Annotated in this window: 24 protein-coding genes; 8 read left to right on the top strand and 16 right to left on the bottom strand. The window is 73.8% G+C overall.

Annotation, left to right across the window (positions count from 1 at the left end; genetic code table 11):
* Window positions 1–20: 20 nt before the first annotated feature.
* The 4 genes from nrfD to GA0070215_RS07585 all read right to left on the bottom strand — a co-directional run bounded on the left by nrfD (window position 21) and on the right by GA0070215_RS07585 (window position 6,374).
* Window positions 21–1,127, bottom strand: a complete 1,107-nt coding sequence (nrfD, locus tag GA0070215_RS07565) for an NrfD/PsrC family molybdoenzyme membrane anchor subunit (RefSeq protein ID WP_091043288.1) — start codon at window positions 1,125–1,127, stop codon at window positions 21–23.
* Entirely contained in the window at window positions 1,124–2,167 is a 1,044-nt protein-coding gene (locus GA0070215_RS07570) for a 4Fe-4S dicluster domain-containing protein (RefSeq protein ID WP_091043292.1), read from the bottom strand. Before GA0070215_RS07570 ends, nrfD begins: the two co-directional genes overlap by 4 nt.
* On the bottom strand, window positions 2,160–5,483 hold the full coding sequence (gene fdh / locus GA0070215_RS07575) for a formate dehydrogenase (protein ID WP_208600300.1): 3,324 nt from the start codon (window positions 5,481–5,483) through the stop codon (window positions 2,160–2,162). The genes GA0070215_RS07570 and fdh overlap by 8 nt, the downstream gene beginning before the upstream one ends.
* A gap of 300 nt (window positions 5,484–5,783) precedes the next feature.
* Window positions 5,784–6,374, bottom strand: a complete 591-nt coding sequence (locus tag GA0070215_RS07585) for a hypothetical protein (protein ID WP_018784266.1) — start codon at window positions 6,372–6,374, stop codon at window positions 5,784–5,786.
* A gap of 454 nt (window positions 6,375–6,828) precedes the next feature.
* Here GA0070215_RS07585 and GA0070215_RS07590 point away from each other — a divergent pair, with 454 nt between their 5' ends.
* A complete protein-coding gene (locus tag GA0070215_RS07590) occupies window positions 6,829–7,155 on the top strand; it encodes a hypothetical protein (RefSeq protein WP_018784265.1) in 327 nt (108 codons plus the stop codon).
* The gene (locus tag GA0070215_RS07595; protein WP_018784264.1) at window positions 7,152–7,802 is read left to right on the top strand and encodes a nucleotidyl transferase AbiEii/AbiGii toxin family protein; all 651 of its coding nucleotides are present in this window, start codon (window positions 7,152–7,154) and stop codon (window positions 7,800–7,802) included. The genes GA0070215_RS07590 and GA0070215_RS07595 overlap by 4 nt, the downstream gene beginning before the upstream one ends.
* A 42-nt stretch (window positions 7,803–7,844) precedes the next feature.
* On the opposite strand, the gene GA0070215_RS07600 is transcribed toward GA0070215_RS07595, so the two are convergent.
* A complete protein-coding gene (locus GA0070215_RS07600) occupies window positions 7,845–8,747 on the bottom strand; it encodes an SDR family oxidoreductase (RefSeq protein WP_018784263.1) in 903 nt (300 codons plus the stop codon).
* A gap of 127 nt (window positions 8,748–8,874) precedes the next feature.
* The gene (locus GA0070215_RS07605; RefSeq protein WP_018784262.1) at window positions 8,875–9,060 is read right to left on the bottom strand and encodes a hypothetical protein; all 186 of its coding nucleotides are present in this window, start codon (window positions 9,058–9,060) and stop codon (window positions 8,875–8,877) included.
* Between the two features lie 95 nt (window positions 9,061–9,155).
* On the opposite strand from GA0070215_RS07605, the gene GA0070215_RS07610 reads away from it, so the two are divergent.
* On the top strand, window positions 9,156–10,190 hold the full coding sequence (locus GA0070215_RS07610; protein ID WP_091043299.1) for an NAD(P)-dependent alcohol dehydrogenase: 1,035 nt from the start codon (window positions 9,156–9,158) through the stop codon (window positions 10,188–10,190).
* On the opposite strand, the gene GA0070215_RS07615 is transcribed toward GA0070215_RS07610, so the two are convergent.
* Complete coding sequence (locus tag GA0070215_RS07615) at window positions 10,177–11,304, bottom strand: geranylgeranyl reductase family protein (RefSeq protein WP_026267612.1); 1,128 nt, start codon at window positions 11,302–11,304, stop codon at window positions 10,177–10,179. The two genes, GA0070215_RS07610 and GA0070215_RS07615, sit on opposite strands and share 14 nt — an antisense overlap.
* 143 nt (window positions 11,305–11,447) lie before the next feature.
* Between GA0070215_RS07615 and GA0070215_RS07620 the strand changes: the two genes are divergently transcribed.
* Together GA0070215_RS07620 and GA0070215_RS07625 are read left to right on the top strand one after the other, a co-directional pair.
* Entirely contained in the window at window positions 11,448–11,684 is a 237-nt protein-coding gene (locus tag GA0070215_RS07620) for a hypothetical protein (protein WP_013286401.1), read from the top strand.
* Between the two features lie 66 nt (window positions 11,685–11,750).
* Window positions 11,751–13,205, top strand: a complete 1,455-nt coding sequence (locus GA0070215_RS07625) for an MFS transporter (RefSeq protein WP_091043305.1) — start codon at window positions 11,751–11,753, stop codon at window positions 13,203–13,205.
* A 79-nt stretch (window positions 13,206–13,284) separates the two neighbouring features.
* Here the strand turns inward: GA0070215_RS07625 and GA0070215_RS07630 are convergent, their stop codons facing one another.
* The 7 genes from GA0070215_RS07630 to GA0070215_RS07660 all read right to left on the bottom strand — a co-directional run bounded on the left by GA0070215_RS07630 (window position 13,285) and on the right by GA0070215_RS07660 (window position 20,612).
* Window positions 13,285–14,004, bottom strand: a complete 720-nt coding sequence (locus GA0070215_RS07630) for a hypothetical protein (RefSeq protein WP_018784258.1) — start codon at window positions 14,002–14,004, stop codon at window positions 13,285–13,287.
* A gap of 210 nt (window positions 14,005–14,214) precedes the next feature.
* Window positions 14,215–15,315, bottom strand: coding sequence for a DUF3626 domain-containing protein (locus tag GA0070215_RS07635; protein WP_091043310.1), 1,101 nt, complete (start codon window positions 15,313–15,315; stop codon window positions 14,215–14,217).
* A gap of 93 nt (window positions 15,316–15,408) precedes the next feature.
* The gene (locus GA0070215_RS07640; protein WP_018784256.1) at window positions 15,409–16,038 is read right to left on the bottom strand and encodes an MBL fold metallo-hydrolase; all 630 of its coding nucleotides are present in this window, start codon (window positions 16,036–16,038) and stop codon (window positions 15,409–15,411) included.
* On the bottom strand, window positions 16,035–17,123 hold the full coding sequence (locus GA0070215_RS07645; protein WP_026267609.1) for an S-(hydroxymethyl)mycothiol dehydrogenase: 1,089 nt from the start codon (window positions 17,121–17,123) through the stop codon (window positions 16,035–16,037). Before GA0070215_RS07645 ends, GA0070215_RS07640 begins: the two co-directional genes overlap by 4 nt.
* Before the next feature lie 195 nt (window positions 17,124–17,318).
* Window positions 17,319–18,158, bottom strand: coding sequence for an alpha/beta fold hydrolase (locus GA0070215_RS07650; protein WP_091043313.1), 840 nt, complete (start codon window positions 18,156–18,158; stop codon window positions 17,319–17,321).
* Entirely contained in the window at window positions 18,155–19,123 is a 969-nt protein-coding gene (locus GA0070215_RS07655; protein WP_091043316.1) for an SDR family NAD(P)-dependent oxidoreductase, read from the bottom strand. The genes GA0070215_RS07650 and GA0070215_RS07655 overlap by 4 nt, the downstream gene beginning before the upstream one ends.
* Entirely contained in the window at window positions 19,116–20,612 is a 1,497-nt protein-coding gene (locus GA0070215_RS07660; RefSeq protein WP_091043319.1) for a flavin-containing monooxygenase, read from the bottom strand. Before GA0070215_RS07660 ends, GA0070215_RS07655 begins: the two co-directional genes overlap by 8 nt.
* Window positions 20,613–20,727: 115 nt before the next feature.
* Here GA0070215_RS07660 and GA0070215_RS07665 point away from each other — a divergent pair, with 115 nt between their 5' ends.
* Window positions 20,728–21,408, top strand: coding sequence for a TetR/AcrR family transcriptional regulator (locus GA0070215_RS07665; RefSeq protein WP_018784251.1), 681 nt, complete (start codon window positions 20,728–20,730; stop codon window positions 21,406–21,408).
* On the opposite strand, the gene pdxR is transcribed toward GA0070215_RS07665, so the two are convergent.
* The gene (gene pdxR / locus GA0070215_RS07670; RefSeq protein ID WP_091043323.1) at window positions 21,360–22,985 is read right to left on the bottom strand and encodes a MocR-like pyridoxine biosynthesis transcription factor PdxR; all 1,626 of its coding nucleotides are present in this window, start codon (window positions 22,983–22,985) and stop codon (window positions 21,360–21,362) included. The two genes, GA0070215_RS07665 and pdxR, sit on opposite strands and share 49 nt — an antisense overlap.
* A 29-nt stretch (window positions 22,986–23,014) precedes the next feature.
* Here pdxR and GA0070215_RS07675 point away from each other — a divergent pair, with 29 nt between their 5' ends.
* Both GA0070215_RS07675 and GA0070215_RS07680 read left to right on the top strand, forming a co-directional pair.
* Window positions 23,015–23,623 carry a LysE family translocator gene (locus GA0070215_RS07675; protein WP_018784249.1) on the top strand — a complete coding sequence of 203 codons (609 nt, stop codon included), beginning with the start codon at window positions 23,015–23,017 and terminating at the stop codon, window positions 23,621–23,623.
* 31 nt (window positions 23,624–23,654) lie between these two features.
* On the top strand, window positions 23,655–24,362 hold the full coding sequence (locus GA0070215_RS07680) for a B3/B4 domain-containing protein (protein WP_091043325.1): 708 nt from the start codon (window positions 23,655–23,657) through the stop codon (window positions 24,360–24,362).
* A 175-nt stretch (window positions 24,363–24,537) separates the two neighbouring features.
* On the opposite strand, the gene GA0070215_RS07685 is transcribed toward GA0070215_RS07680, so the two are convergent.
* Window positions 24,538–25,239 carry a TetR/AcrR family transcriptional regulator gene (locus GA0070215_RS07685; RefSeq protein WP_091043328.1) on the bottom strand — a complete coding sequence of 234 codons (702 nt, stop codon included), beginning with the start codon at window positions 25,237–25,239 and terminating at the stop codon, window positions 24,538–24,540.
* Window positions 25,240–25,241 lie beyond the last annotated feature (2 nt).

The following is a 25,241-nucleotide window of genomic DNA, read 5'->3' on the forward strand; positions in this document are numbered from 1 at the left end:
AGGGCCCGCCCGGGGAGGTGTCAGTCCTGGCCGGCGGCCCGCCGGTCGGCGCGTTCGCGCTGCGGCACCACCGTGTACCGCGGATCGCGCGCCGAGGCGACCCCGCCGTGGAAGATGCCGAACCGGGTGCACACCGACGCGGCGATCAGCGCGCCACCGGATAGCGCGGACAGCACCCGGCTGCGGCGGCCGAGCAGCGCGCCCGCCACACCGGCGGCGGTCAGCGCCCGGCCGGCGCGCAGCAGCTTCCCGGGTGTGCCCTGCGTGTAGGGCTCGCTGAGCAGGCCGAGCCGGTTCTCCACCCGGTGCGAACCCCACAGCTCCATCGCCGCGCCCGCGACCGCGAGGCGCCGCGCCGGGCCGGCCTGCGCGCCGGGCGCGGCCACCAGCCCGACACCGGCTCCGCTGGCCAGCGCGCTGCCCGCGAAGATGGCGGGCAGTTCCGGGTACGCCTCGTGCCACGACGGCACCGCCGTGTCCGCCAGCAGCACCCCGGTGTACGTGGCCAGCGCCGGCGCGGTGACGGCGGCGACCACACCGGCGGCATGCCCGGCCGGGGGCAGCAGCCGGCGGCCGAACCCCAGCACGCCACGGTCGGGCAGCAGCGGCGCCGCCTCGGCCACCGCCGCGACCCCGGCGGCCGGGCCGAACACGCTGAGGATCCAGGTGCCCACCGACATCGGTGAGGTCACCTTCGCCACCCGCAGCATGTGGTGGAAGCGTGACGGCCGCCCCAGGTCGTTCACCAGGAAGTACGTGCTGGCGCCGACCGCCGCGAGCGCGCTGACCCGGCCGGCCCGGCGCAGTGCCGGCCGGCCGGTGAGCTGCCCGCCCGCCGCCAGCAGCGACGACCCGGCGGCGAGACCGCCGGTGAACAGGTACGCGGCGACGTCCCACCGCCACACCGGCGGCTTGAGGACGGGCCGGCCGTAGTAGGAGGTGAACTCGGCCGGCGGGACGTTGAGCTGCTCCCCGCCGCCCCTGCCGCCCCGGCGCGGTGCCGCGTCGCGGGACGGGTGCGGGGCGAGGCCGGCGTCGCGTCCGGTGGCGGAACCGTTGACGCGTCCGGCGGCCGGGCGCTCGCGGAAGCGGCGGAACAGGTCACCGACCGGGCGGTCCGGGCTCACGACGATCCTCCGGCGAACGCGGCGACGGCAGCCGCCGCCATGGCCAGGGCGGCCAGCCCGGCCCGCTTCCACATCTTCGGCAGATCCCGGGTGGTGACCACCGGGTCCGGCGGCAGCCCGTAGACCTCGGGTGAGTCCAGCAGCAGGAAGAACGCGCCGTCGCCGCCGACGCCGTCGGTCGGGTCGTGGCCGTACAGCCGCGCCTCCGGCACCCCTCGCTCGTGCAGCGCGGTGACCCGCCGGGCGGCGCGCTCCCGCAACTCGTCGAGCGGGCCGTACTGGATCGACTCGGTCGGGCACGCCTGCGCGCAGGCGGGCGTCATGCCCGCGCCGATCCGGTCGTAGCACAGCGTGCACTTCCACGCCCGGCCGTCGTCCTTGCGCTGGTCGATCACGCCGTACGGGCAGGCGGAGATGCAGTACCCGCAGCCGTTGCAGATGTCCTCCTGCACCACCACGGTGCCGAACTCGGTGCGGAACAGCGAACCGGTCGGGCACACGTCCAGGCAGGCCGCGTGCGTGCAGTGCTTGCACACGTCGGACATCATCAGCCAGCGGAAGTCCGTTCGGCTCTCCGCGCCCGTGCCCCGCCCGGGCGGCCGGGCACCGGGCATGCCGAGGAACTCCGGACCGGCGGCCATCAGAGCCGCCGCCTCCGGCTGCCCCGGCGGCAGACCGGGGTTCGTCCCGGTGTCCGCGGCCGTCACCGCGCCGGCCGTCGCCGACGCCGGGCTGGTCGCCGGGCCGGTCGGGTCACCGGCGAACGGCGGCGTGCGGTGCCCGGCCGGGCGGGGCTGCTCGATGAACGCGACGTGCCGCCACGAGTTCGCGGTCAGCGCGCCGGTGTTGTCGTACGACATGCCGAGCAGGTCGAAACCCGAGTCGGGGACGCCGTTCCACTCCTTGCAGGCCACCTCGCACGCCTTGCAGCCGATGCAGACGCTGGTGTCGGTGAAGAAGCCCATCCGGGGCGGCGCGGAGACCCAGCCCGCGTCCGGTGCCGGGTCGAGCGGGCCGTACAGGCTGTTGGCGTCAGGCATGCGGTTCCCCGTCCTGGTGCGCGGCGGCCGACTGCTCGTCGGTGCTGCCGGCGGCGTCGTCCCCGCCGGCCGCGTCGGTGGTCACCACCGGCACCTTGCGGTCCGGCGTCATCCCGGCCCGCCGCTGGTAGTCGCCGACCAGGTCGAGCAGCGACGGGCCGGTGGGCCGCCGCCCGGGCCGGATGTCACAGGTGCCGACCTTGCTCTCCTGGATGAGGACGTTCGGGTCCAGCGTGATGCCGAACAGGTCGTTCGCCGAGTCGCCGGTCACCAGGCCCTCGGTGCCGAAGTGGTACGGCAGCCAGACCTGGTGGATGATCCGGCCGTCCACCCGCAGCGGGGTGAGCCGGTCGGTGACCAGCACCCGCGCCTCGATCACCGCGCGGCCGCTGATCAGGTGCGCCCAGCCCAGATGGGCCAGCCCGACCTCGCCGGCGAGTTCCGGGGACACCTCGACGAACATCTCCGGTTGCAGCTCGGCCAGGCGCGGCACGGTACGGCTCATCCCGCCGGCCGTGTGGTGCTCGGTGAGGCGGCTGACCGTGAACACGTACGGGAAGACCTGGCTGTGCGGCTCCGGCGGGCTCGGGTTCATCCGGTTGATCGGATGCTCGTAGATCTTGCGGGTCGGGTTGGCCTGCTGGCCGTAGAGCGGGTTGCGCATCGGCGACTCGGCCGGCTCGTAGTGCGTGGGCAGCGGGCCGTCGAGGACGCCGCCCGGCGCGTACAGCCACGCCTTGCCGTCGCCCTGCATGATGAACGGGTCGTCACCGGCGAGCGCGGCCGGGCCGGAGGCGCCCTCCGGCGGCCGGTACGACGGCGGCTTCGTCTTCTCGAAGTCCGGCACGTCGTAGCCGGTCCACTCGCCGGCGTCCGGATCCCACCAGACGTACTTCTTGCGCTCGCTCCACGGCCGGCCGTCCGGGTCGGCGGAGGCGCGGTTGTACAGCGTGCGCCGGTTCGCCGGCCACGCCCAGCCCCACTCGGCCGCCACCCAGTCCTGCTCGTGCCGGGGCCGGCGGCGGGCCGCCTGGTTCACCCCGTCGGCGTAGACGCCGGAGTAGATCCAGCAGCCGATCGCCGTCGAGCCGTCGTCACGGGCCTCGGTGAAGACGCCCAGCGGGCGGCCGGTCGCCACCTCGTACCCGTTGATCTCCTTGAGCACCGCCTCGGCGCTCGGCTCCGCGTGCGGGCCGTGCGTCGGGTAGTCCCAGGCCAGGTCCAGCAGCGCGCGGTCGCGGCGCTGCGTGGAGCCGGCCAGTTTCTCCCGCAGCACCCGGCCGAGGTGGTAGAAGAACCACAGCTCGGAGCGGGCGTCGCCCGGCGCGTCGACCGCCTTCTCCCGCCACTGCAACAGCCGCTGCGTCTGGGTGAACGTGCCTTCCTTCTCCACGTGCGAGGCCGCCGGCAGGAAGAACACCTCGGTGCGGCACTCCTCCGGCACGATCTCGCCGGTGGCGACCTCCGGGCCGTTCTTCCAGAACGTCGCGCTCTCGATCATGAACAGGTCGCGGACGACGAGCCAGTCCAGGTTGGCCATGCCCAGGCGCTGGGCCCGGCCGTGCGCCGAGCCGACCGCCGGGTTCTGGCCGAGCAGGAAGTAGCCCTTCACTCTGCCGTCGATCATGTTCAGGACCTGCTGGTACGTGCCGTGGTCGCCGGTCATCCGGGGCATGTACCCGTAGCAGAAGTCGTTCTCCGGCGTCGCCGCGTCACCCCAGTACGCCTTGAGCAGGCTCGCCGCGAAGGCCCGCGAGTCGCCCCAGAAGCCCTTCTGGCCCGGGTGCCGGATGCTGTCCACCCACTCGTCGAACGTCGGGTGGTCCGCGTGGTGCGGCATCGGCAGGTAGCCGGGCAGCAGGTTGAACAGCGTCGGGATGTCGGTGGAGCCCTGGATGCTGGCGTGCCCGCGCAGCGCCAGGATGCCGCCGCCCGGGCGGCCCATGTTGCCCAGCAGCGTCTGGATGATCGAGCCGGTGCGGATGTACTGCACGCCGACGCTGTGCTGCGTCCAGCCGACCGAGTAGACGAGCGCGCCGGTACGCTCCCGGCCCGAGTTCTCCGTCCAGGCGCGCGCCAGTTCGAGGAACCTCTCCTCCGGGATACCGCACACGCGGGCCACCATCTCCGGGGTGTAGCGGGAGAAGTGCCGCTTCAGGATCTGGTAGACGCAGCGCGGATGCTGCAACGTCTCGTCACGTGGCGCCCGCGCCGGCACCGGCTCGCCGTGCGACTCGTGCTCCAGCCCGGAGGCCGAGTCGCGTTCCTTGCCGGTGCCCCGGACCGTGGCGTTGCCCTCCTGGCCGTCGTACTGCCAGCTCGCGTGGTCGTACGAGCCGGTGTCCGGGTTGTAGCCGGAGAACAGGCCGTCCAGGTCCTCGGTGTCGGCGAACTGTTCGCTGACGATGTTGGCCGCGTTGGTGTACGCCAGCACGTACTCCCGGAAGTCGAGCTGGTTCTCCAGGATGTAGCGCACCACGCCGCCGAGCAGCGCGATGTCCGTGCCCGCCCGGATCGGCAGGTACGTGTCGGCGAGCGCGCTGGTGCGCGTGAACCGCGGGTCGACGTGGAAGACCTTCGCGCCTCGTTTCTTCGCCTCCATCACCCACTGGAAGCCCACCGGGTGGGCCTCGGCCATGTTGGAGCCCTGGATGACGATGACGTCAGCGTTGGCGAGATCCTGCTGGAAGTCCGTGGCGCCGCCGCGACCGAAGCTGGTCCCCAGACCGGGGACGGTGGCGGAGTGTCAAATCCGGGCCTGGTTCTCGATCTGGAGTGCCCCCATCGCCGTGAACAGCTTCTTGATGAGGTAGTTCTCCTCGTTGTCCAGCGTCGCGCCGCCGAGGCTGGAGATGCCCAGCGTCCGGTTCAGCGGGCGGCCCTGCTCGTCGACGTCCTCCCAGGTCTCCGCTCGGGCGGCGAGGATCCGGTCGGCGATCATGTCGAGCGCGACGTCGAGGTCCAGGTCTTCCCACTCGGTCGCGTACGGCCGGCGGTAGCGGACCTTGGTCTGGCGCAGCGGGCTGGTCACCAGGCTCTTGCTGGCCGAGCCCTTCGGGCAGAGCCGGCCACGCGAGATCGGGCTGTCCGGGTCGCCCTCGATCTGGGTGACCTGGCCGCCGGAGTGGAAGACCCGCTGTCCGCAACCGACCGCGCAGTACGGGCAGACCGAGCGGGCCATGCCGTCGGCGGTCTCGGTGCGGGCGGTCAGCCCGGCGGAGCGGGGCGACTGGGCGGCGGCGCCGCGACCGAGCGGGTCGGTGCCGGTGAGTTGCCGGTAGACCGGCCACCCCTGGATGAACGTCTTGAGACCCATCCGCGCACCCCCCTCTCCGTCGAGAACGGCTCACCTCTGCCTGTAACCCTAGGCCAGCGGTCCGGGGGGTGCGACTCGAGCCGACAGACAGAGCCGCCCCGGCCGGTGGGCCGGGGCGGCTCTGGGCGTCGGTGTGCATGTCGCCTCTCGGCGAGTGGCGCGACGCGGCTCCAGCCGAACGGTATTCCGCGAAGGCAATTTAGGTGAGGCCCGGGGACACTGGACACACCGACGCTCTGCACAACGGTACCGGGGGCACGGTTCTTCCGCTCGTTCGTCGTGACCCCGGTCACCGCCGGGTCAGCTGTTCCAGTGCTGGGCGACGAGGTCGGCGGCCTGCTGTTCCCACTGGGCGTAGTGGTCGGGGTAGGCGCTCACCTGGACGGTCTGGGCGGCGACGGTCAGGGGCATGTCGCGCCAGCCGTCGACCTGCTTGAGGCCCTTGAGGAACGCCAGGGTGGAGTACTCGGGGTCGGTGATCTGCTCGACCGTGCCCCAACCGGAGGACGGGCGCTGCTGGAACAGGCCCTGCGAGTCGTGGTCGTTGCGGTCACCGAGGTGGCCGAGGTTCTCCAGCTTCGACTCCTGCAGCGCGGTGGCGATGGAGACGACGGCGGCTCGCTCGTCCATCCCGGCCTTCTTCGTCGCCGCGATGATCGCCTTCACGTTGGCGGTCTGCTCGTCGCCCAGCTCGATGTGGGACTGGGTGCCCTGCACGCCGTGCGGGATCAGCGCGGCGGTGTCGAGCTTCGCGGTGGCCTGGGTGGTGACGGCCACGTCCCGCGCCGGGGTGGTGCTGCTGGTGTCGTGGTTCAGGGGGCCGGCGGCGAGGCCACCGGCGACGGTCAGACCGGCGATTCCGAGGATGCTCTTACGCAGGATCGTGTTCATCAGAAATGCTCCATTCGGGGGTCGACGCCCGTACCGGTGGGGGCCGGTGCGGGTGCGAGCACCGTCAGGCGCTCAGAAAAGCTCTCGGGGGGGGCCGGCGTCCTGCTCACGCGGCCCGCACATCACGCCCGGGGGCGGCGGGGCCGGCTGGCGGTGCCGGAGACATGTGCAACGACCGCGGGCCGGGGATCATTCCCGGGCGCCTGCCGCCCGCCCTTCACCGGCGCGGGGTGCTGCTGCGGTCGTACACCAGGTATAACGCCCCGCCACCGGCACCGATTCCGCCGCCCGGGTGTCCCCGGCCGTCGATCATGAGGTAGGCGGCGTGAGCTGACCGATTTGTCCGGTAACCTCATGATCGACTGGGTGAGGCGGGACGGCGGGCGCGGGGCAAGTGGCGCTGCTCGGGGAACGGATGGGCGGAAAGGGGCCGGGCAGGGGTTACCCTGATGCCATGTCGGTCAGCGCCCACGCGTACCTCGCCCGCCCCGGGCGACCCGCCGTGGTGGCGCGCACCCTCGACGAGCTCACCGGCCCCACGAGCGGCATCGTCGAACTGCCGGTACGCCTGATGTGGAGCAGCGAACGCGCGTTCGACCTGGGCGAACCGGACGAACTGCTCTGGATGTACGAGAACGTGCTGCGCGAGACGACCCGGGTGGAGGATCTGCGCGAGCTGATCCACGCGGGCACGTTGCGGAGGCTGTGGCCGCTGCTCAACCTGCCCCGGGGCGTACGCCTGGCCTGGGAGAGCCGGCACCGGAGCCTGCGCCCGGCGTGACCCACCCGCACGACTTCTACCGGCAGGTGGCCCGGGTGGCTCTGGCCGCCGCGGGCCCGCATCGCTTCGTGCTCGGCGGCGGGGTGGCGTGGGCCGTACACGGCCTGGTCACCCGTCCCACGGAGGACGTCGACCTGTTCGCCGACGTGGAGGGCGCCGCCGCGGCGGCGGCCGACGGGGTGCGCGCGGCGCTGGAGCGGGCCGGCTACCAGGTGGCCGAGGTGGACCCGGGCGGGCTGGGTGCGGTGTTCGACGGCTTCGACCGGGACCTGCGGGACTTCGTGGTGAGCCGGGACGGCCGGCAGATCCGGCTCAGCCTGGCCCGCCTGGACCGGCACCGCAGCCCGGTGGTGATGGACCTCGGCCCGGTGATGGACGTCCGCGACCTGATCGCCAACAAGACCGCCGCGCTGGTGAACCGGCGGGAGGTACGCGACTACATCGACGTCTCCGCCGCGCTGGACCGGTACACGGTCGCCGAGTTGCTGGAGCTGGCCCGGCAGGTCGACCCGGCGCTCGACGACGAAGACGTGCGCGCCGCGGGCCGCTACCTGGACGGGCTGGCCGACCGCCGGTTCACCCGCTACGGCCTGGACGCGCCGCGCATCGCCGAGGTGCGCCGCCGGATGGCCGCCTGGCCCCGCTGAGCGGCGGAACCAGACGACCGAGGGCGGGGACCGGTCGGGCGCTCACTTCGTCGGGCGGCCACCCGTGACGCCGAGGATCTCGCCGGTGACGTAGCTGGACTCCTGCGAGGCGAAGTAGACGTACGCGGGCGCCAGCTCGGCCGGCTGACCGGGACGGCCCAGCGGCGTGTCGGTGCCGAACTGCTTCACCTTCTCCTCCGGCATGGTGGCCGGGATCAGCGGCGTCCAGATCGGGCCGGGCGCGACCGCGTTGACCCGGATGCCACGCTCGGCCAGGTTCTGCGCGAGCGCCTTGGTGAAGTTGGCGATGGCGGCCTTTGTGGTGGCGTAGTCGAGCAGCTGCGGCGACGGGTCGAACGCCTGGATCGACGAGGTGTTGATGATCGTCGAGCCGTCCTTCATGTGCGGCACGGCGAACTTGCAGAGCCAGAACATGGCGTACACGTTGGTCTTGAAGACCCGGTCGAACTGCTCGGTGGTGATGTCGAGCAGGCCGTTGTCCTGCGACATCTGGTAAGCGGCGTTGTTGACCAGGATGTCGACGCCGCCGAGGTCGCGCAGCGCCCGGTCGACCAGCTCGCGGCAGTTGGCCTCCTCGCGCAGGTCGCACTGGACCGCCACACCGGTGCGCCCGGCCTGCTCGATCAGGGCGACCGTCTCCCGGGCGTCCTTCTCCTCCTCGTCGCCGAGGTAGGTGACCAGGACGTCGGCGCCCTCGCGGGCGAAGGCGACAGCGACGGCCCGGCCGATGCCGGAGTCGCCACCGGTGATGATCGCCCGCTTGCCGCTGAGCCGGTCACTGCCCCGGTACGACTCCTCGCCGTGGTCGGGCTTCGGCCCCATCTGCTGCTCGCTGCCGGGCGGCGTCTGCTGCTGCGCCGGCTGGCCCTCCTGCTGTCCGTACTGCTCGGCCGGGTGCTGCTGGGTGAACTGGTCCTCGCTCATGCATGCGCCCCTACCCGGGGGACCGGCGGGAAAAACAGCAGCCAGTGACCGGAAGGTCGACTGGGCGCGGGCCAAGGGCTCTTCTGGCCATGCGGGCGGCGAGGTCCGGGCAGGTGCCCGGGGCGCGTCAGCCGCCCGCGCGCAGGTGCCACTCCGACTCCCCGCCGACCGGGTCCGGCCGGTCCGGCGGGAACTCGGTCTCGGCGGACTCGATCCGCTCCTCCGGGCGTACCCGGGCCGGCAGTTCGCCGAAGCGGACGTGCCGCAGGAACGCGTACTGCTCGTCGGTGAACGACTCGGCGGGTTCGCTCATGACCGCATTGTGCGCTCACCCGGCCCGTCTCCGCATCAACCGCAACGGCACGGGTATGCCGCCGCGTCGACCGTCGGCGGCGAGGTGGAGGAGACATGCGCGCAGTACGGATGACTGCACCCGGCGTGCTGGAGCACACGGAGGTGCCCACGCCGCAGGCCGGCCCCGGCGAGGTGCTGCTGCGCGTCGGCGCGGTCGGCGCCTGCCACTCCGACCTGCACATCCTCGACGCCCCGGCGGGCGTGTTCCCGGTCCCGATGACGCTCGGCCACGAGATCGCCGGCACCGTCGACACGGTCGGCGCCGGGGTCGACGGATGGTCGCCCGGCGACCGGGCCGCCGTCTACGGCATCATCGGCTGCGGCAGGTGCCGGGCCTGCCTGCGGGGCGAGGAGAACCGCTGCCGGGTCATCCCGGTCGGCGGCATCGGGCTCAGCCGCGACGGCGGGCTGGCCGAGTACGTGGTGGTGCCCGCGTCCCGGCTGCTGCCGGTCGGCGACATGGACCTGACCCGGGCGGCGCCGCTGACCGACGCCGGGCTGACGCCGTACCACGCGGTGGAGCTGGCGCGGCCCCGGCTGCGACCGGGCACCTCCTGCGTGGTGATCGGCATCGGCGGTCTGGGGCACATGGGGTTGCAGATCCTGCTCGCCACCACGGCGGTACGGGTCATCGCGGTGGACACGAACACCGCCGCGCTGGAGCTGGCCGGCCGCCTGGGTGCGCACCACACGGTGCAGGCCGGACCGGACGCGGTGGAGAAGATCCGCGAACTGGTCGGGCCGGCGCCGGACGGCGCGGACGTGGTGCTCGACTTCGTCGGCGCGCAGCCCACCCTGGACACCGCCCGGCAGGTCGTCGCCACCGGCGGTCAGATCCTGCTGGTGGGCCTGGCCGGCGGCACGCTGCCGGTGCGCCCGGTCGCCGACGAGCCGCCCCCGGTGCCGTTGGAGACCGGTGTGGTGGTGCCGTTCTGGGGCACCCGGGCCGAACTGCACGAGGTGATCGCGCTGGCCCGTGACGGCCGGCTGCACGCCGACGTGCACACGTTCCCCCTCGCGGAGGCGCCGCAGGCGTACGAGGCGCTGCGCCGGGGCGAGGTGCGGGGGCGGGCGGTCATCGTCCCCTGAGCGACGGCAGCCGGTCGAGCAACGCCAGGCCGGCGCGTACGGGCCGCCGGTCGAGCATCTCGGCGAAGCTCGCCCGGCCCTGGCAGAACCGCACGAACATCCGCCAGCCGGGCGGGCTCGCCAGCATCGCGTGGAACACGTCGGGCCGCCGCTCGAACACCTCCAGCAGCCGGTGCCCGGCGCGCATCTCCGGCGTCAGCCGCCGGTCGACCTCCCGGGCGTACGCGTCGAGGTCGCCGGCGGCCACCGCCTCCCCGGCCAGCCGGCCCGAGCGCAGCGCGTAGCTGATCCCCTCGCGGCTCCACGGTTCCAGCAGGCCGGCGGCGTCCCCGGCGACCAGCACCCGGCCCTGGCGCAGTGGCGAGTCCCCGGTTCGGCAGCGGGTCAGGTGACCGGAGTCGTGCTCCGGCTCGACCGCGGACAGGCCGAGCCGGTCGGTGAAGTCGCGCAGGTAGGCGCGGGTGCGATCGCCGTCGCCCCGGGCGGCTATGACACCCACCGTGAGACGGTCGCCCTTCGGGAAGACCCACGCGTAGGAGCCGGGCAGTGGCCCCCAGTCGAGCAGCACCCGGCCGCGCCAGCGGTCCCGCTCGGCGGCGTCCACCGGCAGTTCCAGTTCCAGGCCGAGGTCGACCTGGCGGAAGCGCACCCCGACGTGGCGCGCCGTCACGCCGGACGAACCGTCCGCGCCGATGACGGTCCGGGCGCGTACCGTCTCACCGCCGGCCAGGCGCAGGCGTACCTCGTCGGGGTCCTGCTCGATCGCGCGGACCGCGACGCCTTCGCGGACCTGCGCCCCGGCGGCGACGGCGGCGGCGCGCAGCCGCTCGTCGAACTCCTCGCGGCGGATCATGGTGACCAGCGGCCCGGCGTGCCGGCGGGTGAACGCGCGTCGCCCGTCCCGGGTGAACGTGACCCGGTCGGTCCGGTCGTGGGCGGGCACCTCGACGCGGCCGGCGATCTCGGCCAGCGACGTGCCGATGAGGCCGCCGCCGCACGTCTTGTACCGGGGGTGGGTGGCCCGTTCGACCACGAGCGTGCGGACGCCGGCCCGGGCCGCGGCGTGCGCGGCGGAGAGTCCGGCGGGCCCGCCGCCGACCACGACGAGATCCATGATCACGGGTGCAGCCTAGGGCACCGGCGGGCCGCGCCGCCCGGTACGACAGCCGAACGGGTGAGCATCATCGCCGTCCGTCCGGGTAACCGCCGGTCGCCGGCCGTCCGCGGGTCGGGCGGTCCACGCCGAGGAGGGAAGCGATGCCTCAGGTCCAGCTGTCTGCGGTCGAGGAACGGGTCTACCAGGCGGTGTCCGCGCTGGAGGTGCAGGGACACGTCCCCTACCCGGACCTGATCGCCCAGGAGACCGGGATGACCGAGGAGGAACTGCGCGAGCCGCTGCACTCGCTCACCGAGCGGGGGCTGCTGCACCGCGAGGACTCCCCGATGTCCGGCCTGGACTTCGGACCCCGGTGGTGCGCGCGCCAGATGGCGTGACCGGGTCGTTCGCCCCACCGGGCACCGGGTGACGATCCGGGTGGTCGACGGTCGATGGGGGGCGCGATGAGCGAAGGCCGGTCGTCGACGGCGGTGCCCGGCACCGGGTACGACGGCCGGCGTCGCTGGCAGGCGCTGAGCGTCGGCCTGATCGCGGCGTTCATGACGCTGCTGGACGTCAGCATCGTCAACGTCGCGGTGCCGTCGATCGACCGGGCGTTGCAGGCCACGCCGAGCGACCTGCAGTGGGTGCTGTCCGGGTACGCGCTGACGTTCGGCCTGGTGCTGGTGCCGGCCGGACGGTTCGGTGACGCGCGCGGGCGGCGTACCGCGTTCGTGGTCGGGGTGGGCCTGTTCACGCTCACCAGCGCGCTGGCCGGGCTGGCCCGTTCGCCGGAGTGGCTGGTCGTCGCCCGGCTCGTCCAGGGTGCCGCCGCCGGTGTGGTGAACCCGCAGGTCAGCGGCATGATTCAGGAGCTGTTCCGGGGTGCGGACCGGGGCCGGGCGTTCGGGCTGCTGGGCGCGACGATCGGCATCTCCACGGCCGTGGGTCCGCTGCTCGGCGGGCTGGTCATCCACCTCGGCGGCGCCGAGCACGGCTGGCGGTGGGTGTTCTTCGTGAACATCCCGGTCGGGATCGTGGCGATGGTGCTGGGCTGGCGGCTGATGCCCGCCCGGCCCACCAACCCGGCCGGACGGGGCCGCCTCGACCCGCTCGGTGTGCTGCTGCTCGGGACGGGGGTCACGGCGCTCCTGCTGCCGCTGGTGCAGCGGGAGCAGTGGCGGGGCCCGGGCAAGTGGCTGCTGATCCCCGTCGGCCTGCTGCTGCTCGGCGGGTTCGCGCTCTGGGAACACCGGTACGCCCGGCGCGCCCAGCCGCTGTTCGACCTGCGGCTGTTCACGGTGCGCTCGTACACGCTGGGTGCGCTGATCGGCCTGATCTACTTCGCCGGGTTCACCGCGATCTTCTTCGTCTTCACGCTCTATCTCCAGATGGGGCTCGGCTACAGCGCACTCGTGGCCGGTCTGGCGATCACGCCGTTCGCGCTCGGTTCGGCGCTCGCCTCCGCGCTCGGCGGCCGGGTGGTCACCCGCTACGGCCGTCCGCTCGTCGCGGTCGGGCTGGTGGCCGTGGTGGCCGGGCTGATCGCGACCGATCTGGTGCTGGCCGGCGGGCCGCACGACGACGTGCCGCTGCGGACCGCACTGCCGCTGCTCGTCGCCGGGCTGGGCAGCGGCTTGGTGATCGCGCCGAACCAGACGCTCACGCTGTCCGAGGTGCCGGTGCCGACGGCCGGCAGCGGCGCCGGGATGCTGCAGACCGGGCAGCGCCTCGGATCGGCCGCCGGCATCGCCGCGGTGGGCGCGCTGTTCTTCTCGACGCTCGCCGGCGACCGCGGCGACTGGAGTACGGCGTTCCGCCACTCACTGCTGCTCGCCGCCGGGATCATCGTGGTGGCGCTCGGCGCCGCCGTCACCGACATCGTGCTCGGTCACCGGTGGGCCGCGGGCCGCTCCTGATCGGCGGCGGGCAGCAGCACTGTGGTGAGCAGCCACCGGCCGGCCCCGGGAAGGGGGCCGGCCGTTGCGCGGGGTCGGGTCACCAGACCTGCTGGACGATGTCCGCGGCCTGCTCCTCCCACTGCGCGTACGCGTACGGGTAGGCGGACACCTGGACCGTCTGCGCGGCGGTGGTCAGCGGCAGATCCTCCCAGCCGCCGACGTTCTTCAGCGCGTTGAAGAACGCCTTGCTGGAGTACTCCGGGTCGGTGATCTGCTCGGACGTGCCCCAACCGGACGACGGGCGCTGCTGGAACAGGCCCTCCGAGTCGTGGTCGTTTGACGCGCCGAGGTGACCCAGGTTGTACAGCTTCGACTCCTGCAGCGAGGTCGCGACGCCGATCACGGCGCCCCGCTCCCCCACGCCGGTCTCCTTGGCCGCCTCGACGATGGCCTTGGCGTTGTCGAGCTGCGCGTCGTCGAGCGGGATGCGCGACTGCGCGCCCTCGACGCCGTGCGGCACGAGCTTCTCCTCGGCCGGCCGGTCGGCCCTGGTCGGCACCTTGTCCAGGCCGGTGGTCTGGCCGGGTTGCACCGCCTCGGTCGAGGTGCCGGTGGCCAGGTCGATGGCGGCCTTGGCGCCGGCGTGCGGCCCGCTGGTCACAGGCGCGGCCACGGCGACGGGGCCGACGGCCAGGCCACCCAGTACGGCCACCCCCGCCACGCTCAGCGCGGCGCGGCGGTTCCGGGAGACGGCGGCGGTCTTCACGACGGCGGTCTTCGCGATGGCGGGGAGCCATCCAGTGAAGTACTGCTTCACGATGGTTGCCCTTTCGATCGTTACGACGCGCTCCGGGATGAGCGCCCCTCGAGGGACTACCGCCGGGTAGGTGTTTGGGTTCCGGCGGTACGGGGGACACAACGAGCCCGCGGTGTCGGTCATTCCGGAAATGCCGGGTAGAGCCGAGGCTGCGGTCCAGGTCACCCGCGATTCCGGGCAGCAGAGTCGTGCCTGCCGCAGACCGGACGATCAGGCCGCAACGCCGAACCGGACCAGCACGTGCCAGAGCTGCTTGAGGTGCTGCAGTGTCACCGCGGCCGGTCCCCGGTCGGCCCAGCGCTGCGGCTCGCGTACCACCGAGGCGGCGGCGCGGCCGACGAGCGCCGCGTGCAGCGGCTCCCCCGGGCGGGCGAACTCGGCGGCCACCCGTAGGGCCAGGGGCGGGATGTCGGGGCCGCGGAACGCGGCGTCCACGGCGGCGGCGGGCAGCACGAAGCCGCTGTGGAAGCGCAGCGCCAGGCCGTGCCGCGCGGCGATCCCGGCGAGGCGCCGCCCCACGTCGGTGCCCCGGAACGACGGGTCGACCACCAGTGCCTCGACGTCGCGGGCCAGGCTGATCTCGCCGTGCACCTGCGCCTCGACGTAGTCGTCGAGCGCCCTTCCCACCCGCCCGGACTCCCGTTCCCGACGGCGCAGCAGCGTCCGCAGCAGCGCGCCGGTGTCCATGCCGGCCACGCCCAGGGCGACGCCGGTCCCGGCGGTGGCGGTCAGCAGCGCCGCGAACACCGGCTCGAAGACGTCCACGGTGCCGACCTCGGCAGGCTGAAGGTGGCTGTCACCGAAGGTGAACGTGGCCCGGGCCAGCACCTCCGGGCGCAGTCGCAGGTGACAGGAGCCGAACCGGGGGCACGCGCCGTCGGCGTGGTCGAGCAGGTTCAGGCCGCCGTACTTCGGGCGCTCCGTGGGCAGCACACCGGGACGCTGGTACGCGCCGCCGAACATCGCCTGCTCCCACACGTCCCGGTCGCCGCCCGGGTACGCGGTCAGGCCGCCGTTGGAAATGCCGGTCTCGAACTGGCTGCGGTAGACGCCCTCCTCGTCCAGCGCCTCGACCACGGTGCGGCCGTCCCGCAGCACCCGGTCGGGGTGGAAGTTGAGCGTCAGGCGCCCGTACCCGGTGGTCGCGGCGACGACCTCCTCGTACCGGTAGGTCGTGCCGGAGGCGGCAAGGTGCTCGGCGATGACGGCGAGCGCCGCCGGGCGGTCGCGCAGCGCGACCCGGCGGACGTGGCGCAGCGCTGCGGACTGGGCGTCGGTGAGGTCGGCGGCGGGCACGGGCCCGAGTATCACCAGACGGAGCGACGCCCGGCCACCCGGTTTCCGAGCCGGAACCGGCGTCCGCCAGGGCCGGGACGCCCGACCGGGCCCGGTCCGGCGGTGTCCTCAGTGGCCCCGGGCGATCCACTCGTCCAGGTGCGGCGCCTCGGCCCCGATAGTGGTGTCGTCGCCGTGCCCGGTGTGCACCACCGTCTCCGGCGGCAGCGTGAACAGCCGGGTACGGATCGACTCGACGATGGTGCCGAAGTCGCTGTACGACCGCCCGGTCGCGCCCGGTCCGCCGGCGAACAGGGTGTCGCCGGTGAAGACCGTGCCCAGGTCGGCCGCGTACAGGCTGCACGCGCCGGGGCTGTGGCCGGGCGTGTGCAGCACCCGCAGCGTGGTGCCGCCGACGGTGACCGTCTGCCCGTCGGTCAGGTCGCCGTCCGGGGCCGTGCCGGGGTGCACCATGTCCCACAGCACCCGGTCGGCCGGGTGCAGCAGCACCGGCGCGCCGGTGGCCCGGGCCAGCTCGGGCGCGACCCGCACGTGGTCGTCGTGGGCGTGGGTGGCGATGATCGCCAGCACCCGCCGGTCACCGATCACCGCGCGGACGGCCGCCACGTCGTGCGGCGCGTCGAGGACGACGCACTCGGCGTCGTCGCCGATCACCCAGACGTTGTTGTCCACGTCGAACGTCTGGCCGTCGAGCGAGAACGTGCCGGAGGTGACGGCGTGGTCGACGCGGGCGGTCACGGGAAGACCACCACCGAGCGCAGCACGTCCCCGTGGTGCATCCGGGCGAACGCCTCCTCGACCTGGTCGAGGGCGATCTCCTCGGTGACGAACGCGTCCAGGTCCAGCCGGCCCTGCCGGTACAGCTCGGTCAGCATCGGGAAGTCGCGGCTGGGCAGGCAGTCGCCGTACCAGCTGGACTTGAGCGCGCCGCCGCGCCCGAAGACGTCCAGCAACGGCAGGTCGACAGTCATCTCCGGGGTCGGCACGCCGACCAGCACGACGGTGCCGGCCAGGTCGCGAGCGTAGAAAGCCTGCTTCCACGTCTCCGGACGGCCGACCGCGTCGATCACCACGTCGGCGCCGAAGCCACCGGTGGCCGCGCGGACGGCCTCCACCACGTCGTCCTCCGAGGCGTCGACGGTGTGCGTGGCACCGAACCTGCGCGCCCAGTCGAGCTTGCGGGAGTCGGTGTCCACCGCGATGATCGTGGTCGCGCCGGCCAGGGCCGCGCCGGCCACCGCCGCGTCGCCGACGCCGCCGCAGCCGATCACCGCGACCGAGTCGCCCCGGGTCACGTTGCCCGTGTTCATGGCCGCGCCGAGACCGGCCATCACGCCGCAGCCGAGCAGGCCGACCGCCGCCGGCCGGGCCGACGGGTCGACCTTCGTGCACTGCCCGGCGTGGACGAGCGTCTTCTCGGCGAACGCGCCGATGCCGAGCGCGGGCGTCAGCTCGGTGCCGTCGGTGAGCGTCATCTTCTGCGTCGCGTTGTGGGTGGCGAAGCAGTACCACGGCCGGCCGCGCCGGCAGGCCCGGCACTGCCCGCAGACCGCGCGCCAGTTGAGCACCACGAAGTCGCCGGGAGCCACGTCGGTGACGCCGTCGCCCACCTGCTCCACGACGCCGGCGGCCTCGTGGCCGAGCAGGAACGGGTAGTCGTCGTTGATGCCGCCCTCGCGGTAGTGCAGGTCGGTGTGGCAGACGCCGCACGACTGGATGCGGACCACCGCCTCGCCGGGCCCCGGGTCCGGCACCACGATGGTGGTGACCTCCACCGGCGCGCCCTTGCGCCGCGACACGACTCCCCGGACTTCCTGGCTCACGGTGCCTCCTTCGTCGGTTACGTCTGCACCCGGAAACGTACCGCTGATCATGACTGGCGAACCAGCGTCGAACGTGCGGGCGTAGTCGAACCCGGCCGGTGTCGGCCCGGGAGATCGCCGACGTCATCGAGGCCCGCCGCCTGGTCGAACACCCGGGCGGTCCGGGGCGGGCCTGGACAGTGGCGCAGGCCACGGTCAGGCCCACAGCTCCCGCAGCAGCGCCTCCACCTCGACGGTCCGCTCGATCTGCGGCATGTGCCCGGTGTCGCGGAACAGGTGGCTGTGCGCGTGCGGCAGCCGGGTGCGGGCGTACACCAGGTGCGCGGCGGGCAGGACCAGGTCGCGCTCGCCCCAGACGAGCAGCGTGGGCAGGTCGAGCGCGGCCACCGCGTCGAGCAGGTCGGCGCGCCACTGCGGGCGTACGCCGCGCCAGGTGCCCAGGTCGCGGACCAGCTCCCGCATCACCCGGGCGGCGTGCGGCTGCCCGGCCACGGCGAGCGCGACGGCGATCCGCTCGTCGGTGACGTGCGCCGGGTCGTGGAAGATCGCCCGCTCGGTGCGCCGGGCGATCCCCGGGTGCGGGCGCAGCAGCAGCCGGGCCAGCGGGCGTACCGCGAGCAGCCGCAGCGCCACCGTCACCTCGCGGCCGAAGCCGGCGCTGTTGAGCAACGCCAGGCTGGCGGCGCGGTGCGGCGCGTCGGCGGCCAGGCGCATGGCGACCGCCCCGCCGAGGGAGTTGCCGACCAGGTGGGCCGGGCCGGTCACCCCTGCCACGTCCAGGAAGCGGGCCACCGCGGCGGCCAGGGCCGGGAGCGTGTGCGGGCCGTCCAGCGGCGCGGAGCCGCCGTGGCCGGGCAGGTCCACCGCGAGCACCAGGTGGTCGCGGGCCAGCGCCGTGTGCAGGGCGGTGAAGTCGTCGAGGGTACGGCCGATGCCGTGCAGCAGCACCACGGGCGAGCCGCCGCCGCTGATCCGGCACCGGGTACGCCGCCCGTCGACGGTGCGCTCGTCGGCCGGGGGCAGGGCGAGCGTCACGCCCGGCTTCCGGACTCCGGCACGGCCTCGTCGCCGGCCCGGGGAGACGGAACCGGCACGGCGGCGTCGGTCGCGAGGGCGGGCGCTTCGGCGGGCGGGACGGCGGGCGGAGTTGCGGGCGCGACGCCGGGCCCGGTCGGGCGCTGGCGCATGCCCAGGGCCAGCACCCTGCCGTACCCGGCGGGGGCGAGGCGGGCGAGCAGGTCGGGCAGCTTCGCCGACCAGCCGATCAGCACCCGGCCGCGGCGTCGCTGCGCACCGCGCAGGATCACCTCGGCGGCGGTCGCCGGGTCGATGGTCAGCAGCTTCTCGAACTGCCTGCGCCCGGCCTCGTACTCGTCGAGGGCCACGCCGCTGCCGACGCGGGCGGTGGCGGCGATCCGGGTGCGGATGCCGCCCGGGTGCACCGAGGTGACGCCGACGCCGTCGTCGACGAGTTCGTGCCGCAGCGCCTCGGTGAAGCCGCGCACGGCGAACTTGCTCGCCGCGTACGCGGCCTGCCCGGCGGGGGCGATCAGCCCGAACAGGCTGGACACGTTCACCAGGTGGGAGCCGGATTCGGCCTTGAGCGCGGGCAGCAGCGCGTGGGTCAGGCGGACCACCGCCCGGAAGTTGACCTCGATGACCCAGAGGAACTCCTCCAGGGTGACCTGGTCGAAGCGCCCGCCCAGCGCCACGCCGGCGTTGTTGATCAGCAGCCGGATCCGGGGGTGCGCGCGGTGGATCTCGGCGGCGACCCGGTCGGTGGCGTCGGCGTCGGCCAGGTCGACCACGTGGGTCTCGACCCGCCGGTCCGGATACACGGCCCGGATCGCGGCGACGGTGGCGGCCAGGCCGTCGGCGTCCCGGTCGAGCAGCACCAGGTCGGCGCCGCGCCGGGCCAGCCCGTGGGCCAGCGCCGCGCCGATGCCGCTCGCCGCGCCGGTGAGCACCGCCGTGCCGCCGGGGAGGACGAGGTCACGCATCGGTTCCTCCCGAGGTGGTGGCCGCCGTGGCGGGTACGCCGGCGCGGTCGAACCGGACGCCGTCGGTGAGCGGGCCGTGCCGCATCAGGCGTACGTCGCGGGGGTAGTTCTGGTGCAGCCGCCACGGCGCCTGCGGCCCCTGCTTGGGGAGCTGGTCGACGGCTCGCAGCACGTACCCGGACTTCAGGTCGATGATCGGTTCGAGGTCGTCGGTGTCCGGGGCGAGCGGCGTGACGATCTGCCGGCCGGTGTCGTCGAGGTGGTGCAGCAGCCGGCAGACGTACGTGGCGACCAGGTCGGCCTTGAGCGTCCAGGAGGCGTTCGTGTAGCCGATGGTCATGGCGAAGTTCGGCACGCCGGAGAGCATCATGCCCTTGTAGGCCACCGTCGAGGCGAGGTCGACCTCGGCGCCGTCGACGGTCAGCGTGATGCCGCCGAGCGCGAGCAGGTTGAGGCCGGTGGCGGTGACCACCACGTCGGCGGGCAGTTCCTCGCCGGAGGCGAGCCGGATCCCGTGCTCGGTGAACGTGTCGATGGTGTCGGTCACCACCGACGCGCGGCCGGCGCTCAGCGCGGCGAACAGGTCCCCGTCCGGCACCACGCAGAGCCGCTGGTCCCACGGGTCGTAGCGGGGCGAGAAGTGCCTGTCGACGTCGTACCCGGAGGGGAGGCGGCCTTTCGCGGCCCGGCGCAGGAACCGCTTCACCACGCCGGGGGCGCGGCGGCTGAGCTGGAAGTTCGCCACGCCGAGCGTGACGTTCTTCCACCGGACCACCGCGTACGCGGCCTTCGGGGGCAGCCAGCGCCGCGCGGCGTCGGCGAACCGGTCGCGCGAGGGCAGCGCGATCACGTACGTGGGTGAGCGCTGGAGCATGGTGACGTGGGCGGCCCGCTCGGCCATGGCCGGGACCACCGTGACCGCCGTGGCGCCGCTGCCGATCACCACGACCCGCTTGCCGGCGTAGTCCAGGTCGTCGGGCCAGTGCTGCGGGTGCACGAGCGTGCCGGCGTACCGCTCGACGCCGGGGAACCGCGGCGTGTAGCCCTCGTCGTATCGGTAGTAGCCGGAGTTGGTGAACAGGAACCCGCAGGTGAGTGTGACGTCCTCGCCGGTGTCGTCGCGGTGGGCGTGCACGGTCCAGCGGGCGGTGGCGCTGTCCCACTCGGCGCGCAACGCCCAGTGGTGGAAGCGGATGTGCCGCTCCACGTCGTACTCGCGGGCGGTCCGCCGCACGTACGCCCGGATGGAGTCGCCGTCGGCGATCGCCTTCGGGTCGGTCCACGGCTCGAACGAGTAGCCGAGGGTGTACATGTCGGAGTCGGAGCGGATGCCCGGGTAGCGGAACAGGTCCCAGGTGCCGCCGATGGCACCCCGGGCCTCCAGCACCGCGTAGGTCTTGCCGGGGCATTCACGTCCGAGGTGGACGGCGGCGCCGATGCCGGACAGGCCGGCCCCGACGATGAGGACGTCGACGTGGTCTGCGGCCATCGCTTCTCCCGTTCGCACCGGCGGTGGACCGGACACTATCCATCGCCGTCGACCGCGGTCAACACCGTGTCGAGTCGAATCGACACTGTGTCGAGCGGGTGTAGCATCAGCCGACATGACAACCGCCCGTACGCCGACCGGCGCCGCGCCGACGCGCGGGCGGCGGGCCGGCCGGTCCACCGGCGACGACCGGGAGACCGCGATCCTGGCCACTGCCGAGCGGCTGCTGGCCCAGCGCCCCCTCGCGGACATCTCCATCGACGACCTGGCGCGCGGCGCCGGGATCTCCCGCCCCACGTTCTACTTCTACTTCCCGTCCAAGAGCGCGGTGCTGCTCACGCTGCTCGACCGGGTCACCGAGGAGGCCGACGCCGCCGCCGGGGGCGTGTTCGAACGGCTCGCCGAGGATCCGCGCGCCCACTGGCGGAAGTTGATCGCCCGGTTCCACGCCACCTTCGGCGGGCACCGGGACGTGGTGCTGGCCTGCGCCCAGGTGCGCGGCACCAACGCCGAGGTGCGGCGGCTCTGGGCCGAGGTGCTGGAACGCTGGGTCCGCGCGGTGCAGGCCGCGATCGAGGCCGAACGCGCCCGCGGCGCGGCCCCGGACGGGCTGCCCGCCCGGGATCTCGCCATCGCGCTGAACTCGATGAACGAGCGCGTCTGGTACGCCACGTTCGCCGGGGACGGCCCGGCGGTGGCCGAGCGGGACGTGGTCGACGTGCTGCTCGACGTGTGGCTGACCGCGATCTACCGGACCACCACGCCGCCGGTCATCCCGTCCGGCGGAACTCCATGACCCAGTTGGTCTCCCGGGTGCGCTCGCCGGCATCCCGCTGTGCGGCGAGGCCGGGCATCCCGATCGAGTCGCTCACCCACGCCCACGGTGACCTGCTCCGGCTCGGCGCCGACGTGGAGGGCCTCGGCCACCGTGGAGAGGGCGCGGTCGATCTCGGAGGGCGGGGTGGCCGCGTACCCGAGGACGAGGCCGGGTGGCTGCGGGCGCTGGCCGTGCCAGGACAACGGGTGGAGCTTGACGCCACTCCGCAGCGCCGCCGCCGCCAGCGCCCGGTCGTTGACGTCGCAGGGCAGCGTGACCATCAGGTGCAGCCCGGCCGCCGCGCCGTGCACCACCGCCCCCGGCAGGTACGCGCGGACCGCCCGGATCATCGCGTCCCGTCGGCGTACGTGCCGGTGGCGCAGCAGCCGCAGGTGCCGTTCCAGCGCGCCGGACTCCATCAGCTCGGCGAGTACGAGCTGCGGCAAGGCCGCGTTGCCGAGGTCTGCCGCCCGCTTCGCGGCCACCACGTCGGGGTGCAGCGCGGCCGGCACCAGCATCCACCCGATCCGCAGGGCCGGCGCGAGCAGCTTGGAGATGCTGCCGACGTAGCAGACCCGGTCCGGCGCCATGGCACGTAACGCCGGCACCGGCGGCCGGTCGTAGCGGTGCTCGGCGTCGTAGTCGTCCTCCACCACCAGACCGCCGTCGCGTGCCCACCGCAGCAGCCGCCGGCGCCGGTCGCCGTCGAGCACCACCCCGGTCGGGAACTGGTGCGCCGGGGTGAGCAGCACCGCGGGAGCACCGGACCGCTCCAGCTCGTCGACACGTAGTCCCCGGTCGTCCACCGGGATCGGCGGTGTCGCCAGCCCGAAGCAGAGCAGGTGCTGCCGTACACCCAGCGAGCCGGGATCCTCCACCGCCACGGTGTGCGTACCCCGGTCGTGCAGCACCCGCGCGAGCAGGCCGAGCGCCTGCGACACCCCGGCCACGATCACCACCTCGGCCGGGTCCGCGCCGACGCCCCGGTTGCGGGCCAGCCAGTTCGCGACCGCGAGCCGCAGCGCGGGCGTGCCGGCCGGGTTGCCGTAGCCGAGCGAGGCGGGCGTCATCCGGTGCAGCACGGTCCGCTCGGCCCGCAGCCAGGCCGCGCGGGGAAAGGCCGCCAGATCGGGTACGCCGGGTGTCAGGTCCACCTGCGCGGGTACGGCGCGCAGCTCGTCGAACGCGTCGACGCCGGGCCTGGTGGCGAACACCTGCGGTGCTCTCCTCGGCTCGGGCGGCCGGGTGACCACGGCGGCCGGCGAGGCGACCACCACCGTTCCGGCCCGGCCGCGTCCGGCCACCTGCCCGTCCTCGGCCAGCCGCTGGTACGCCTCGGTCACCACACCGCGGGAGACGCCCAGCTCGGCGGCGAGCACCCGGCTGGCGGGCAGACGGGTGCCCACCGGCGCCCGGCCGTCGGCGATGGCGGACCGCAGCCGGGCGGCCAGCCAGTCCGCGCGGCCACCGGGCGGCGCCTCGCCGACGTCGAGCTGGAGGAAGTCCGCGCCGGCCGCTTTGGACTCCTCGAAAGCGACAGCTTTGGCCCTGTCCATCGGACCATTATGGGCACAGGCTGGACCGCATGACAGTCGCCTTCCTGCTGACGTCGCTCGTCGTCGCGATCACTCCGGGCACCGGGGTGATGCACACGCTCGCCGCCACGGTGACCGCCGGACGGCGGGCCGGCCTGGCCGCTGCCGCCGGAGGCACGCTCAGCCTCGTGCCACACGTGATCGCCGCGGTGACCGGGCTGGCCGCCCTGCTGCGCGCCGGCACCCCGGCGTTCCGCGTGATGACCTGGCTGGGCGTGGCGTACCTGCTCTGGATGGCCTGGTCGGCGCTGCGCGACCGGGGCACGTTCGCCCTCGACGGCGACCGGCCCCCGCGTCCGGCGGCGGCCGTGTTCCGCGACGGGGTGCTGCTGAACCTGCTGAACCCGAAGGTGACGGTGTTCTTCGTGGCGTTCCTGCCGCAGTTCGTACCGCCGGACGCGCCCGCCGCCACCGTGCGCATGCTCGCCTGCGGCCTGGTGTTCATGGCCGTCACGCTGCTGGTGTTCGCCGGGTACGCGCTGCTGGCCGGCGCGTTGCGCCGGCGTGTGCTGTCCCGGCCCCGGCTGACCGGGCTGCTGCGGCACGCCTTCGCCGGCAGCTTCCTCGTCCTGGGCCTCGGCCTCGCGTTCCGCGCCTAGCCTCGACTCACAACCCACAAGGAGTCTTTCCGTGCGTTTCCGGCACTCCCCCGAGATCTGGTCGGCATTTCCGGAACTGACCTGCGGCGTCCTGCACGCCGCCGGCGTCACGCCCGGCGTCGACGTCACGCCCCGGCTGGCCGGGTGTCTCGGCGCCGCCCGGGACCGGCTCGCCACCGGGCCGGAGGGTGGCTTCCCCGAGATCCAGGCCTGGCGTCGCGCGTTCACCCGGATGGGCTGCCCGCCGACCCGCTACCGCTGCGCTGCCGAGTCGCTGCTGCGCCGGTTGCGGCGGGACGGGGACCTGCCCCGGCTGCACCCGCTCGTGGACCTCGGCAACGCGCTCTCCACCCGGTACGCGGTCCCGGTCGCCGTGCTCGACCTGGCCCGGATCGACGGCGACCTGACCGTGCGCCCGGCCGACGGCACGGAGTCCTACCTGGGCCTCGGCGGGGAGAACGAGCAGCCCGCGCCCGGCGAGGTGATCTTCGCCGACAACTCCGGACACGCGCACGCCCGGCGCTGGTGCCACCGGCAGAGCGGCGCGTCGGCTGTCCGGGCCGGCACCACCGAGGTGCTCGTGGTGGTCGAGGCGATGCACGAGCGGGCGGCGCCGACCGTACGCCGGATGCTGGACGAGTTGGCTGTGGCGCTGACCGAGCAGTGGCGCGCGCCGGCGCGGACGGCGCTGCTGAGCGCGGACGCGCCGGAGTTCGCCGTGCCGGTCCGGACGGGCTGACCACGGGTGTGCCGCCTCGCGATCCAACGCCGTCGCCGGTGCGCGGGTCGCGGCCTGCGCCGATTTAGGCGTCGGGGCCGGTCCGGTCGCGCGCCGGGAACGGCCCGACGTCGGGGCCGGGTGCGGCCGGTGGGTACGACAGTTCCCTCATGAGCCGCGACTGGCCGGACGCCGTCTACCGATCCTGTCCGTTCTGACCGTGCACCGGCCAGGGGCGTTGGGTCTGGCTGGCCTGGTCGTGTTGTGGGCCGAAGGCCAGCAGGAACGTCCGGACGGCGGAGCGGACGACGCCATCCAGGTCGGTGTCGCTGAGCTGGCGTGTGCCCATCTCGGTACGGGCCTCCAGCGGGCCGACGAGGAGGGCCATGAAGTGTTCGGCGGCCTGGGCGGGGTCGCTGGGGTGCAGGTGCCCGGTGAGCATGAGCCGGGCGAACCGGTCGGCCAGAGCCGCGTTGAGACGGTGCGGCCCGTGTTCTCGGACGATGTCCAGGGCGTCGGGAAAGGTGGTGATCTCTGAGTAGAGCAGCCGTCGCAGCGCGCAGGAGCGGTCGTCGCAGTGTAGGCGCAGCAGCCGCTGCGCCATGCCTTCCAGCGTTGCGCGCAGGTCGTCACCGGGCTCGTGCAGCGGTTCGAGCGCGGCCACGCGCTCGTTCAGCACGGTTTGCGCGGCGGCTTCGAGGGCCTGCCGGAACAACGTGGCCTTGTCGGTGAGGTGGTTGTAGACGGTGGGCTTGGCCACGCCCGCCTCGTCCGCGATCTCCTGAACGCACGCCTGGGCGTATCCCTGACGGGCGAACACCGTGAAGGCGCCCTGCAGGATCGCCTGACGCTTGTCGATCCTTCCTCGCGCGGATGCAGTCGCCCGTGCCGTGCCCACCC

Source organism: Micromonospora marina, from assembly GCF_900091565.1.
Classification (GTDB): Bacteria; Actinomycetota; Actinomycetes; order Mycobacteriales; family Micromonosporaceae; genus Micromonospora; species Micromonospora marina.

Excerpts from the sequence above, each read along its gene's own strand:
- GA0070215_RS07570 (WP_091043292.1), bottom strand. The coding sequence starts at position 2,167 with ATGCCTGACGCCAACAGCCTGTACGGCCCGCTCGACCCGGCACCGGAC.
- GA0070215_RS07585 (WP_018784266.1), bottom strand. The coding sequence starts at position 6,374 with ATGAACACGATCCTGCGTAAGAGCATCCTCGGAATCGCCGGTCTGACC.
- GA0070215_RS07590 (WP_018784265.1), top strand. The coding sequence starts at position 6,829 with ATGTCGGTCAGCGCCCACGCGTACCTCGCCCGCCCCGGGCGACCCGCC.
- GA0070215_RS07600 (WP_018784263.1), bottom strand. The coding sequence starts at position 8,747 with ATGAGCGAGGACCAGTTCACCCAGCAGCACCCGGCCGAGCAGTACGGA.
- GA0070215_RS07605 (WP_018784262.1), bottom strand. The coding sequence starts at position 9,060 with ATGAGCGAACCCGCCGAGTCGTTCACCGACGAGCAGTACGCGTTCCTG.
- GA0070215_RS07610 (WP_091043299.1), top strand. The coding sequence starts at position 9,156 with ATGCGCGCAGTACGGATGACTGCACCCGGCGTGCTGGAGCACACGGAG.
- GA0070215_RS07615 (WP_026267612.1), bottom strand. The coding sequence starts at position 11,304 with ATGGATCTCGTCGTGGTCGGCGGCGGGCCCGCCGGACTCTCCGCCGCG.
- GA0070215_RS07620 (WP_013286401.1), top strand. The coding sequence starts at position 11,448 with ATGCCTCAGGTCCAGCTGTCTGCGGTCGAGGAACGGGTCTACCAGGCG.
- GA0070215_RS07625 (WP_091043305.1), top strand. The coding sequence starts at position 11,751 with ATGAGCGAAGGCCGGTCGTCGACGGCGGTGCCCGGCACCGGGTACGAC.
- GA0070215_RS07655 (WP_091043316.1), bottom strand. The coding sequence starts at position 19,123 with ATGCGTGACCTCGTCCTCCCCGGCGGCACGGCGGTGCTCACCGGCGCG.
- GA0070215_RS07660 (WP_091043319.1), bottom strand. The coding sequence starts at position 20,612 with ATGGCCGCAGACCACGTCGACGTCCTCATCGTCGGGGCCGGCCTGTCC.
- GA0070215_RS07665 (WP_018784251.1), top strand. The coding sequence starts at position 20,728 with ATGACAACCGCCCGTACGCCGACCGGCGCCGCGCCGACGCGCGGGCGG.
- pdxR (WP_091043323.1), bottom strand. The coding sequence starts at position 22,985 with ATGGACAGGGCCAAAGCTGTCGCTTTCGAGGAGTCCAAAGCGGCCGGC.
- GA0070215_RS07675 (WP_018784249.1), top strand. The coding sequence starts at position 23,015 with ATGACAGTCGCCTTCCTGCTGACGTCGCTCGTCGTCGCGATCACTCCG.